This window comes from Chitinophagaceae bacterium, assembly GCA_016717285.1.
In the GTDB taxonomy this organism is placed as follows: domain Bacteria; phylum Bacteroidota; class Bacteroidia; order Chitinophagales; family UBA10324; genus JACCZZ01.
This window is the reverse complement of sequence record JADKFU010000005.1, coordinates 1,107,207-1,120,475: the sequence shown is the minus strand read 5'-3', so window position 1 is coordinate 1,120,475 and position 13,269 is coordinate 1,107,207. Positions and strand designations below refer to the sequence as shown.

The following is a 13,269-nucleotide window of genomic DNA, read 5'->3' as shown; positions in this document are numbered from 1 at the left end:
AAACATTAGAATTGTTATACACCCAGAAAGGAATCGCTCACAAGGTCGCAAAGATCGCAAAGGAAAGAAGGGCATTTAACTATGCATGCTTTGCGCTTTTGCGGGAAAAAAACATTGGAATTGTTATACACCCAGAAAGGAGTCGCTCGCAATGTCCCAAAGATCGCAAAGGAAAGAAGGGCATTTAACTTTGCGTGCTTTGCGCTTTTGCGGGAAATAAAACATGGGAATTGTTATACGCCCTGAAAGGAGTCGCTCGCAAGGTCGCAATGATCGCAAAGGAAAGAAGGGCATTTAACTTTGCGTGCTTTGCGCTTTTGCGGGAAATAAAACATTGGAATTGTTATACACCCTGAAAAGATTCGCTCAAAATGTCACAATGATCGCAAAGGAAAGAAGGGCATTTAACTTTGCGTGCTTTTAGTTTTTACGAGAAAAAAAATAACGGAATTGTCATACACCCTAAAGCAAAGGATACTATAAAAGTCCGCACAAAACTTTCAAGTTGAAATGCGTCGCTACTAAGGAAATCCTATAAATCAATGCTGTGAATGTCCGGGCAACGAATCCACATTCACCATAGGTTTTGTGCTTCCACGATGACAGGTTACACAAGTGATGCGCTCCAGTTTATCATCTTTCATTTTACCAATATACTTTGAGTTAATAGCCGTCACCATTCTCATCATCTCCCGTGCCGTTGTTTTCTCAGGTTTGGTGTCACTGGCGAAATCGAAATCCATCTTACCATCTGCAGTGGGCGTTCCTACATGACATTCGATACATTTCACACCTAAAGCTGTGGAGAAATTACGCATGGTTTTAATCAACTCATCATGAGAAATATCTTTAGGTAAGACTTTTAAGTTTTGTGGTTTAGGTGGTTCATCACTTCTCACCTGCCCCGTGGAATTAAGGATTAAAATAGTGCAGATCAACAGCAGTACAGATAAAATTTTTAACGTAGCGGTGGCTTTCATGTGGAATAAATTTCCGGTAAAATAATAAATAGTTTTTTCAGAAGATCAAAACATTTGAATAAGAATACAATCACATGTGAGAATATCAATTTATTGGATGCAAAATCAAATGATCTCAAAACCTTCCTTTCTCATCCAGCCTACTTTACCGTCTTCCAACCTGATCTTATTCCAGTCACCAACACGATCAAGAATCAGAATAGCTGCACCTTCATGAATCAGGAAAAGATCACCTGCTCCTGCATCAGGAGCACTTTTTACAAATGTATTTCGAACGATCACTACAGCCAAGTCTGCTCTTACCTCATGCTCATGCTGAATAATAGCTAATGACAAAGCGGAAAATGATACGACAATCAACAACATCGCAAATAAATTCAGGATTTTTCTTCTCCATACAAATAAATAAAACACAATCACCAAAAGGCAGAGCCAGATTGTAACAAGGGCAAGCATGCTCCAGCCTTTGGAGCTATTATAGGAAATAAAATTGTTCCACCACGTGATGAGGGCAAGTTGCGGAACAGGTTGAATTGCATCAACAGATTTCAACTTTGCCAGCTTCAGGTTATAAATAATGTCTTCGTCCTTTGGAGATTGTTTAAGCGCCCGTTCATAATTGAGAATAGATTTACCAATGCTGTCCATTCTGTAATAACAATTGCCGAGGTTGTAGTACACTTCTGCATTCTTAAAATTCTGCGAAAGCAATTTTTCATAATCATCTGCGCTCTCCCTAAATTGTTTCGCTTTATAAGATTCCCCGGCACGATTGAAAAGTTCAATGGCTGATTGCGCGAACAATTGATTATGAAATAAGCATGCGATAGTGAATGTAGTTGTTAACAACATCCATTTCAAATCAATGGTCATCACATTTCTAACTTCTGATTTCATCTTCGAGGTCTGCAATTAAATTAAGCGCGGTGGTATAATCGATTTTCATCCCGGAATCATCTGCTGATGGCGCGTAAAGTGATACTTCACATGAATTCAGAAGTTGCTTCAATCTCGCTATTGTATCTGGCTTCACATTTCTCGCAAATAATTTTTCATCCACTGATTCTTTCGAAAGTTCCGCGAGATCAATGTTCAACTTGTCGCCGAGATAACCCCAGATGGCAAGCGATACTTCCTCATAAAATTTCTTCTTCTCCTTATGTGCAAGGTTCTTCTCTGCCTGCAGCAAACGTTTCTTCGATACCTTCAATGCCTTTCTTCTTTTTGTTCCGGTAATATCTGCAGCAAGATTTTCATTTTTCTTTCTTACCGCGAGTAAGCCGATAAAAGCAAGAAAAGGAAATGTATATAACGCTATAAAGCCTGCTGAACCAAAAAATGAATTTTGATCACGGTCAAATTCAGGGACTGAAGTTTTGATATACCTGATGTCTTCGCCCAGCATAGAAATATCGCGTTGTGCTGTGTAAGATGAAGATCCGGTATTCGCATTTTTAGAAGGTTCTCCTGTTATTTTCAGCGGAAATTCAGGCGCATTGATCGTAACATATTTACCCGAAGCAGGATCGAAATAAGAAAAATTTTGTCCGCCAATTTTATAATCTCCCGGCAATCGTGGTACGATCAGATAATCATATTGCTTCGATCCGCTGATGCCAGCCTCATTGTTTGAAATTTTCTCTTTCACCTTCGGATCATACACTTCAAAACCACCGGGCAACTGAACAGATGGTGCATCAATCAAACTCAGGTTGCCACTTCCCGAAATTTTTATCGTATAGGTTACCGGGTCATCTGTTTTTGTTTCTGTTGCAGACAATGATGTTTCAAAATTAAATTTGCCGACAGCGCCCGTAAAATCTCCGGGCCTGCCATCTTCCGGCAAATCTTTCACATTTACTGAAGCAGCTTCTGTTTTCAGCTTGAGCGGCACATCCTGTGCCTGTCCCATGTTGAAGAAATTTTCAAAAGGATCATTCGACTTCGACTGTACCACGATACGCGCTGAGGTGGAAATTTCAGCGGGTGTTATCTGTAAAGTACCCGAACGTTGCGGATACAAATTGTATCTGAGAATATCAATCACGTAATATTTCTGTCCGTTGAATATCTCAACGGCCTGCTTCCTGTTTGGATCCAACTCCACTTCTTTACTCCAGAATCCATCCAGCGATGGTGCTTTGCTGAGCGTGAAACCATTCAGGTTCTGACGGAAATAAAGTCTGTAAGTTGCAGTCAGCAATTCCCCTTTATAAACAGCGCTTCTGCTTAACAATACTCTTACAAAGACATCATCCTTCAATTGCTTTGCAAGATCGGCATTGCTTTGCGGTTCTTGTTGTTGTTGATTGTAAGTATTTCCCTGTTGTGTTTGTTGTTGGGAAGAAGGAGCAGTTACTGTAATGCTTAATTCATTTGACTGCATCGTATTGCCACCTACTTCAATTGTTGCTGCGCCGATTTTAAAAGTGCCTTGCTTTTTAGGACGAAGCACATATGTATAACTTGCAGATTGAGATACGCTGCCATTGATGATCTGCATACTTGACGATGTATTCGGACCACCGAGCAATGAAAAATCATTCAGCGATGGGAGTTTCAGGTTACCGCCATTTGCATTTTCTACCGTGAAAGTGAGATTGAAATTCTGATTCTCCGGAACTGATTTCGGAGCCGTTGCAGAAAATCTTACTTGTGCATGAACGAAAGACTGGCATGCGCTCATGAACAATACAATGAAGACAAGTCTTATCGCGATGGTTTGTATTTTAAAAGTAAACTGCATTATTCCTATATAGCATGTTGTGAATCGCATCAATTAATTATCATTTTATTTAAAGCCCATCGACAGGCTCAGGAACGGTGCCTTGCGAAGAAGCGCTTTCCATCGATGCCGCTCCCCGAACTTGTCGAAGGGTACTTTCTATCAGCATTACAAATTTCAAAGAAACGCCACTGCGACTGTTGAAAGAAACCACTTCAATTACCAGTCCTTCTTAATTCTCACCCTCACCCCTTTCATTTGTTTCTTCTGCATTTTCTGATTTACTTTTTGTTCTTCATTTTCAAGTGCAGCTAATAACTGGTCTGCTTCCTGCCTGGTAAGCCCGGATTTTTGAGGTTGTTGCTGCTGGTTGTCTTTTTGATCCTGGTTATTTGCCTGTTGATCTTTGTTTTCCTGATCCTTATTTTGTTGGTCTTTCTGATCCTGGTTCTGTTGATCTTTATTCTGCTGGTCCTTCTGATCCTTATTGTCCTGGTTCTTTTGATCCTGTTTTTTATTATCATTTCCGTCTCCATCCTGATTCTTTTGCAGCATGGCATTGGCAAACGCAAGATTGTATTTTGTATCCGCATCAGCAGGATTGATCTTCAAAGCATTTTTATAGGCGGCAATCGCATCTTCATATTTCTTTTGTTCCAGGTAAGCATTTCCAAGATTGTGAAAAGCTTTTGCCTGCATGCTAACATCCGCATTTGTTTTTGCAGCAAGCTGGAATTGTTTCTGCGCATCCTCGTAGCGCTTTTGTTCATATACAGCATCGCCGAGGTTAAAAGTTGCTTCGGGCATATTGTTTTTTATGTCGAGTGCTTTTTTGTAGTTCGCTTCGGCTTCTGTAAAATTTGACTTCTGGTATTCATTGTTGCCGGAACGTGTTTGTGTTTTTTCCGGCTGGTTGGAAAAAGGGATTTGAGCATTCGAATAGCGTATGCCGATGAACGCGAAGCACATAATTGCGAAAGAAAATCTTGTCAATATTTTGAAGAAGGCCATGATCCTATTTTTTCATTTTTAGTGGAGTTTAATACCATTTAAAATCTTAAAGAAAACCTGGTTTTCCTTTCACTCAACCACCATTCAACCATTAACAAGACGGTTGCAATAGCCAGGCACCATTGAAAATAATCGTCAAAGTCGGTAAAGATCACTTCTTCGAATTCTTTTGTGCTGATCCCTTTCAATTCTTTCAGTACAGCGTCTACTTCATCATTTCCGCTTCCCAACAAAAAATATTTCCCACTACCTTTCGATGCAATGTCGCGCAACATTTGCTCATTGAGTTTCGAAAGCACGATGTTACCGCTTTCATCCCGTTTAAAATCATTGCCCTCCGGAATTGGTGAGCCGCTTTCTGAACCCACGCCAATCGTATAAATCTTCACGCCTTCTTTTACTGCTTCCGCAATTTTTTCATCCACTCCTCCTTCATTGTCTTCGCCGTCTGTAATGATGATGAGCGCTTTGTGGCTATTATCACCTTTTACGAAACCCTGATTTGCAAGATCAATCGCTTCCGCAAAATTTGTTCCTTGTGTAGGGATCATGACAGGATTTATAGTACGCAGGTACAACCTGGCAGCACTGTAATCCACCGTCAAAGGCATTTGCATGTAAGCATTACCTGCAAATACAATCATACCTAACCGGTCGTTGCTGAGTTTATCTATGAAATTTGAAATGAAATTTTTGGACCGGTCCAAACGGCTTGGCTTTACATCTTCACTCATCATGGAATTGGAAACGTCGAGTGCAATCATCACATCAATTCCTTCGCGTTTCACTTTTTCCTGCCTGGTGCCCAATTGAGGATTTGCAAATCCCAACACAATAAAAACATATGCGAACAGCAACAAGGTAAACTTCAACACCTGCTTGCGGTTAGAGAAGTCAGGAATCATTTGCAATACAAGTGCTTTGTTACCGATTCTTCCAATCGCCCTGCTTCTCCACCAATAAAAAAACAGGAATAGTAAGGTTACCGGAAAGATTGCCAGCAACAGCCAGAGATATTCTATATGTTCGAAACGAAACATTCAGGGTACACTTTTTAAAAAGAGGTAACGCAATAAAATTTCAACCAGTAAAATTAGTCCGGCTAATAAAACGAATGCATGAAATTTCTCCGTCTTTCGCTGAAAAGCACTCATTTCAATTTTTGTCTTTTCCAGCTTGTCAATCTGCGCGTAGATTTCTTTAAGTTTCTTATTATTCGTAGCGCGAAAATATTGACCTCCGGTTTTCTTTGCAATATCTTTCAGCAATTCTTCATCAATCTGAACGTCCTGGTAGTCAAAAATAAAATCACCATCAGGACTCATGGCAACGGGTGTCATCGCTTTGCCATTGGTACCGATTCCAATTGTGTACACTCTCACTCCATATTGCATCGCAATATCGCAGGCAGTTAGCGGATCAATCAGTCCTTTATTATTTACGCCGTCTGTCATCAGGATAACGACCTTACTTTTCGCTTTGCTTTCTTTCATGCGCTGGGTTGCAGTGGCCAGGCCCATTCCAATAGCAGTTCCGTCTTCCAGCAAACCATTCCTGATTTGTGATAATTGTTTTTTTAAAACAGCATGATCGATGGTTGCCGGACATTGCGTAAAACTTTCTCCGGAAAAAATAACGAGGCCGATACGGTCATGTGGTCTTTCATCAATAAAATTCGTGGCTTCCTTTTTCGCCGACTCCATCCGGTTTGGAGAAAAATCCTTCGCCAGCATGGAAGAAGAAACATCAATAGCAAGTACAATGTCGATTCCTTCTGTAGTTACCTTTTGCTCATCATAAGAAGTCTGTGGCCGGGCAAGCGCTACGAGCAACAATAAAATAGTGAGCACACGCAATGCCGGCAACATTTTCTTTAGTGAAGCTCTTAACGGATTTCTATAACCTGCAAAGGAGCGCGTGGAAGACAGTTCCATAGCAGGATTATTTTTCTTAGCAAGAAAATACCACCATGCGATCGCCAGCGCTATTACTGCGGGAAGGAGCCAGAGAACCCATTGGTCAGCGAAAACTATATGTGAAAGGTTGCTAAACATGGATTAGATATCGAACAGATTCAATTATTCATTTGGAATAACGAACACCGATTAACGATTTTTGATTTTAGAACGAGTTTGTTAATGAAGCTTTATGCTATTAGTTGTTCTTTCTTACAGGTTTAAGGTTTAAGCTTTCATTTGGAATATTGATTAATGAGTTTTGATTTCAGAACGAGTTTGTTTATTATTCGTTGGGTTCACTTTTGTTTTCTTTTTATAATTCAGTTTTCAAATTGGTTGCTGCAGTTGCAATGCTTTTCACAAAAATTGAAATCAGTTCATTGATTTCAGGCAAAGCCTTTGCAATCAATGATGGTTGTGCTGACAAGGATGCCTGGCGGATAATTTTCGATATTATTTAACATCACATCTACTCCTTCACCGTTTCCTTCATCTCTGTCAAATCAACAAACTGATAAGCTCTCTCCAACACCCTCACATTTTCATCCGGCATCGGAATTCGCTTTGCAAATTTTACAAGATCACCTTCATTTAAAACAGTCAGTAAATTCTTCTTTGCATCTTCACTCATTGCATAGTCATTGATGTCTTCCCTGATTTTTTCTGTAGTCGATTCCAGCGCAAACCAGTTGTATCGGTATTCAAGGTACAGTCTCAAAATATCCGTCAGCCTGCTATAATACTGCTTGATTTCATCCTTCTGCCAAAGTTTCTCTTCCTCCAGCTTTTTTAATTCTTTTCTTGCCCAAACATGCGGTGGATCTTTCGGTTTTGGCCTTTCAATCACTTTTGGTTTCCTGTTTTTTCTTCTCCACCGGAAATACCAAACCATCGCTATGATGATAGCAATCAAAAGCAAGCCTCCTGAAATCAGCGGAATGAATTCATTAAATGTATAGGGCACATCAACGGGTTCCTTGATTGCTTTGAATGCCTTCGAAGTATCAACAGGCAACGTCGAGACCTGAATCATAAAGGAGTCTGAATACAAACTGTCGACACTTCCGTTTTTACTTTTGAACAATACCAATACCGGACCAGCACGATAGCTTCCCGAATCGTAAGCTGATACCGTATATGTTTGTGTGAATGCTTTACTTTGATCATGAATAGCAGTATCAATCTTTGACACCTTCACCAGCTCCATTTTTCCCACCGTGTCTTTAACCGCCGGCAAGCTGACCATGAATTCATCGGAAGCAAGCACCGTAAGTTTTAATTGCAGAAAGTCTCCGATTACGATGTGCGTGGAATCAGGCTTCAGTGTTACTGATTTGTCTTGCGCTGAGATATTTGTGTGTGCAAAGCATATAATTGCCAGCCCTAACAATGGTGCATGCAATAAAAACTTTCTAAGAATAGCGTGGAACCATTTCTCCATCGCAGATTTTTCCTTTCCAATTTTCATTCCCGTCATCTTCTCATCTCCCGTTGTTTAAACATATTCATCAAAGCAATAACATAGCTGTCCTCCGTTTTTATGGATTCCAGTTGCGCGCCGCTTTTTCCAAAAAGGTCTTTTACAAAACGAAGATTTTCCCTGAAGTCTTTCGTGTATTTTTCACGCAATGTCCTTTTCGAAGTATCGATCCAGAATTCTTTGCCGGTTTCCGCATCCGCCACTTTTATCAAGCCGATATTTGGAAGATTAACTTCCCTTTCATCATAGATGTGCAAACCGATAAGGTCATGCTTTCGTGCGACGATGTTCACCGAGTTTTTCAATTCTTTACCATTTCCATTTTCGGTAACCGGATTCATAAAATCTGATATCAGGAAGGTGATGCATTTTTTCTTCACCACGTTGTTCAAATATTTCAATGCTTCGGCCATGTTGGTTCCCGTATGCATTGGATGAAAATCATAGATCTCTGAAATGATGCGGAGGATGTGTGTCTTTCCTTTTTTTGGAGGAATAAATTTTTCCACCTTGCTGCTGAAAAAAATCACGCCTACTTTATCATTGTTGGTGATGGCGGAGAAAGCAAGGATGCCGCTGATCTCGGCGATGATGTGATTTTTAAATTCATTCTGCGTTCCGAAAAAAGACGAACGGCTCACATCAATCATGAGCATCAATGTAAGTTCACGTTCTTCTTCATATACTTTTACAAAAGGTTTATCATGCCTTGCGGTTACATTCCAGTCAATCGTCCGCAGGTCATCACCAAACTGGTATTCACGCACTTCACTGAAAGAAATTCCCCTTCCCTTAAACGCAGAGTGGTAACTGCCCGAAAAAATCTGGTTGGACAACTTCCGCGTTTTGATCTCGATGCGACGGAGTTTTTTACGCTTGTCGGAGGAGGAAGGATGAAGGTTGATCATTGGGTGTGGCAATGTTGTGAGTTGTCAGTTGTCAGTTGTCAGTTGTCAGTTGTCGGTTGCGAGTTGTCTGGTGTCTTAAGTCGATTTTTTGGTTACTTCAATTTTGCTGCTTGCAGATAGTTGATGAATCCGCTGAGAAGTTTTCTGCATTCGATTAAAGTCTCCAATAAAATTTGCAATTCTTTATCGGTTATATAGCGAAAGTCGAACGCCAGGTAAAGCTCAGCTTCCAACTCAAATAGTGAACCTCTTGCAATGAATAAGAACTGCAATGTTTCCTTTTTGTATTGCCTGCCGCATCCTTCGGCAATATTTGCTGCAACTGAAACAGAGGCTCTTCTTATTTGAGACGTGAGTCCATAAAGTTCAGATTTAGGAAATTGAGCAGTAAGAGAATATACACTCACTGCAAGGACTCTCGCTTTCTTCCAAACATTCAATTCAGTGTATGTCGAATATTTTGTCATTACAAATTTTATAGCTCCATTCAACTTCAATCAGTCAACACCTGACATAACCTCACAACTGTCAACTGTCAACTGTCAACGCTAAGGAACTTCCACCGCATTCAATATCTCACTGATCACATCTTCCGGTGTCACATTATCGGCTTCTGCTTCGTAAGTGAGTCCAATCCGATGACGCATCACGTCGTAACAAATAGCACGAACATCTTCAGGAATTACATAGCCTCTTCTTTTTATAAATGCATATGCCTTAGCTGCTACAGCAAGATTGATACTTGCACGCGGCGAACCACCATAACTGATCAGTGGTTTGAGCTTGTCGAGCTTATAGTCTTCCGGTTTGCGGGTGGCGAAAACAATGTGCAGTATATAACGCTCAATCTTTTCATCCATATAAATTTCCCGCACAGTTTTTCGCGCGCTTAGAATGTCTTCCTTGTTCACGACAGGATTAATGATTTTGTCAGCCATCTGCATGTTCTGACGAATGATCATTTGCTCTTCATCAATCTTCGGATAATTGATCACTGCTTTCAGCATGAAGCGATCGACCTGTGCCTCTGGAAGCGGATAGGTTCCTTCCTGTTCAATCGGGTTTTGCGTTGCGAGCACGAGAAATGGTTCATCTAACAAGAAAGTTTTGTCGCCGATAGTCACTTGTTTTTCCTGCATCGCTTCCAGCAATGCTGACTGCACTTTAGCAGGTGCGCGGTTAATCTCGTCCGCTAAAACAAAGTTGGCGAAGATGGGACCTTTCTTCACTGCAAATTCACCATCCTTTTGGCTGTAGATCATCGTTCCAATAAGATCTGCAGGAAGAAGATCAGGTGTAAACTGAATGCGTGCAAACTTTGCATGAATGGCGGCTGCCAGTGATTTGATGGCCAGCGTTTTTGCAAGTCCGGGAACACCTTCCAGCAGGATGTGTCCGTTGGAAAGCATGGCCAGCATCAGACGTTCAATCATGTATTTCTGACCGACGATGGTTTTGCCCAGTTCAATATTCAACAATTCCACGAAAGCGCTTTCGCGGTTGATGCGCTCATTCAGTGCAGCGATGTCAACTGTAGTATTTTGTCCTATTAGTTCCATAGCGTTTTTTAACGGGGGTCAAAAATAAGAGGTTGGATTCTTATTTTTAAAACTTTAGCTTTTTCTTAAGATTTCGGGGAATTAAGAATTAAGAATTAGGAATTAGGAAGAAAATTGCTTTTCCGGTAATCATACAGGAAAGAGTTTGGTGTTTTCTGAAAGTTTTACCCGATCAAAAAAACAGAATATTCTTTGTCAACACATTACTCATGCACCCGCCGCAGCCCGATATCCCGGCAATTCCACCGTCTCATAATCATCAATCATATTCACATAGTGAATAGTGGCACCATCTTGTGACTCCTTAAAATTGAGAATGAACTTCGCACCCCAAACAAGATTTTCCCTTTTATAGGAAATACGTGAATGAACGTGATTGGCAAATGTTTCATCAAATGCTTTGAAGTAAACCAGGATTTCGATGTCTTCTTTTTCCCAGTCTTCCATCGTCTTGCCATACAACGGGCTCTCTTCATTGATAGGATGTACAACTGTCCAGGTCAATGGCAGCATATTGATACGATGACGTTCCAGTTTAAGCGGATAAAACATCCTGCGTTCCTCTCCATTCACCACATCAATCTTGTTCAACGTAACCTGCACATCGGCATCCACCAATTGCGAAGTACGTTTATTGGCGATTCGGAACATGAACGCAGTTTCCGATTGATAAGGTGAAACAAGCGCATTGTTGCTATGAATAATGCGCGCACTGGGCCTTGAAAATTTACCATATAATAAACCGGTTGCCAATGCAAAAATCAACAGGCCTGTCATGGCTTCGAAGGAGGCCACCCAACTTGTAGCAGGTCCGACCGGAGCAATTCGTCCATATCCAACTGTAGTTAGAGATTGGGCGCTGAAAAAGAAGCAATGTTGAAAGGCTTCCCATTCAGAGGTGCCACTGTAAGCGGTGAGTTCATTCACACCTATCAGGAAATATATTGCGGCAAAAAAACTATTCACGGTGAGAAAAGTGATCAGCACCGTAAGATTAAATTTCCACCACGACATGGTGATAAGTCCGTGGTACATTTCGTAGGGTTTCAGCCAGGGGAGCCCTTCAACGATCACATTAAATGATCCATTTGGTTTGAATGAATGCCGGTTGCGCGATTGCACCTTCGCACTCAGACCTGTACTGTCGTCATGACGCAATGATTGCGGAGTTTCCTGTTTTATCATTATTGAAGTTTTATTGAGTTTGACGTTTCAATGCAAAAGTGATGAAGCGATAGGAGTTGTGCAAGTAATGTACGCAATCAACAATTGGCGGCGTCAACGTAATGATACCTGCTGCATCATTGCAAACATCGAACCCTTTGACAGGCTCATGGAGCGGATGCGGAACGGAGCGAATGTTGAAGCAAGCATTTCTTCATTCAATTTTAGCCGCCTATCAATGCTTTGTTTTTCTTTTCAAAGACCCATTCTGTCGTTTTGAATACAACTGAATGGCCCGTCATAAATTAGTGCAACGCAATAATTACAGGTATCGCAGGCAGAATGAAGCAATTCCGAGCGCAAAAGTTTATTGATGAAATCAGGATCACGAATCAACGCCCGTGCAATGGCAACGGCATCAAATCCCGCTGATAAAACCTGTTCAATATTTTCTTTTGATAGTATTCCGCCTACATAAACCAAAGGCAGCTTTAATGCTTTACGAAACAGCCGCGCATCTTCCAGGAAATAATTTTCGGTGAATGGAACTTCTTTCACCAGAAACTTTCCAAAATATTTAACAAGAATGCTGAGCATCATACTTTCTGTATGGAGTGCAAGTGTATTAACCGGCATTGCTCCCCGCAATACATACATTGGTGCGCGACTCACAAATCCTCCGCTCAAAACAAGTGCATGAACGCCGGCATTTTCAAGCATGGCTGCAACCTGCAGCGATTCATCGATTTCCATTCCTCCTTCAAAACCATCGCGCATATTCATTTTTACCAACACAGCAGTCTTTGTTGCTGCTGCCTCCATCACTTCATCGATTACCATTTTAAGAAATCTCATCCGATTGATCAATGATCCTCCGAATTCATCTTTGCGATGATTGGTAAACGGAGAAAGAAACTGGCTGATGAGATAACCATGCCCTGCGTGAATTTCCACCGCATCAAATCCTGCCTGTTGTGCTAACCGGACAGCATTGCCAAATGATTTTGCCATTTCCGGAATTTCAACTTTTCGCATTGCCCTGGGAAATGATGGAGCATACATATTGAATCGTGCAGAGGGAGCAACAGGTCGTGTACCGGTAACACTTCGCTTCGACATATTTCCGCAATGGCCAAGCTGAATCGAAGCGGCAGCACCCTGCGCGTGAACAGCATCCGTCAACTTTCTCAATGGCGGAACAACTTCTGCGCGCAACCATAACTGATGTGGAAAGGAAAGTCCGTTTTTTGATACGGCGGCATACGCAACGGTCGTCATTCCAATGCCTCCCGCAGCAACTGACTGATGATAATTAATCAACTTTTGAGAAACTCCATGCTGCGGACTCATGCCTTCGAAAGCAGCGGCACGAATAAACAGGTTGCGAAGTTTCAATGGACCGATTTTTACAGGTGTGAAGAGCATGAGTTGAAAATAGGAAAAACATTAAAGAATAAATTCCTCCGGCAACTTTTTATCTGAAA

At 41.2% G+C, this 13,269-nt stretch carries 12 protein-coding genes; all 12 read right to left on the bottom strand.

Annotated elements, in window-relative coordinates; translation table 11 throughout:
• Window positions 1–539 precede the first annotated feature (539 nt).
• Entirely contained in the window at window positions 540–980 is a 441-nt protein-coding gene (locus IPO83_14495; protein ID MBK9732461.1) for a c-type cytochrome, read from the bottom strand.
• 105 nt (window positions 981–1,085) lie between these two features.
• Window positions 1,086–1,877, bottom strand: a complete 792-nt coding sequence (locus IPO83_14490) for a tetratricopeptide repeat protein (GenBank protein ID MBK9732460.1) — start codon at window positions 1,875–1,877, stop codon at window positions 1,086–1,088.
• On the bottom strand, window positions 1,861–3,756 hold the full coding sequence (locus IPO83_14485) for a protein BatD (protein ID MBK9732459.1): 1,896 nt from the start codon (window positions 3,754–3,756) through the stop codon (window positions 1,861–1,863). The genes IPO83_14490 and IPO83_14485 overlap by 17 nt, the downstream gene beginning before the upstream one ends.
• 168 nt (window positions 3,757–3,924) lie before the next feature.
• On the bottom strand, window positions 3,925–4,716 hold the full coding sequence (locus IPO83_14480; protein ID MBK9732458.1) for a tetratricopeptide repeat protein: 792 nt from the start codon (window positions 4,714–4,716) through the stop codon (window positions 3,925–3,927).
• 38 nt (window positions 4,717–4,754) lie between these two features.
• The gene (locus IPO83_14475; GenBank protein ID MBK9732457.1) at window positions 4,755–5,756 is read right to left on the bottom strand and encodes a VWA domain-containing protein; all 1,002 of its coding nucleotides are present in this window, start codon (window positions 5,754–5,756) and stop codon (window positions 4,755–4,757) included.
• Entirely contained in the window at window positions 5,757–6,770 is a 1,014-nt protein-coding gene (locus tag IPO83_14470) for a VWA domain-containing protein (GenBank protein ID MBK9732456.1), read from the bottom strand. It lies immediately after the preceding gene.
• A gap of 373 nt (window positions 6,771–7,143) precedes the next feature.
• Window positions 7,144–8,115, bottom strand: coding sequence for a hypothetical protein (locus IPO83_14465; GenBank protein ID MBK9732455.1), 972 nt, complete (start codon window positions 8,113–8,115; stop codon window positions 7,144–7,146).
• Between the two features lie 32 nt (window positions 8,116–8,147).
• Window positions 8,148–9,062, bottom strand: a complete 915-nt coding sequence (locus IPO83_14460; GenBank protein MBK9732454.1) for a DUF58 domain-containing protein — start codon at window positions 9,060–9,062, stop codon at window positions 8,148–8,150.
• 92 nt (window positions 9,063–9,154) lie between these two features.
• Complete coding sequence (locus tag IPO83_14455; GenBank protein ID MBK9732453.1) at window positions 9,155–9,529, bottom strand: four helix bundle protein; 375 nt, start codon at window positions 9,527–9,529, stop codon at window positions 9,155–9,157.
• Between the two features lie 81 nt (window positions 9,530–9,610).
• On the bottom strand, window positions 9,611–10,612 hold the full coding sequence (locus IPO83_14450) for an AAA family ATPase (GenBank protein ID MBK9732452.1): 1,002 nt from the start codon (window positions 10,610–10,612) through the stop codon (window positions 9,611–9,613).
• 216 nt (window positions 10,613–10,828) lie between these two features.
• Entirely contained in the window at window positions 10,829–11,806 is a 978-nt protein-coding gene (locus IPO83_14445; GenBank protein MBK9732451.1) for an ion transporter, read from the bottom strand.
• Between the two features lie 234 nt (window positions 11,807–12,040).
• Entirely contained in the window at window positions 12,041–13,210 is a 1,170-nt protein-coding gene (locus IPO83_14440; GenBank protein ID MBK9732450.1) for an NADH:flavin oxidoreductase, read from the bottom strand.
• Between the last annotated feature and the right edge of the window lie 59 nt (window positions 13,211–13,269).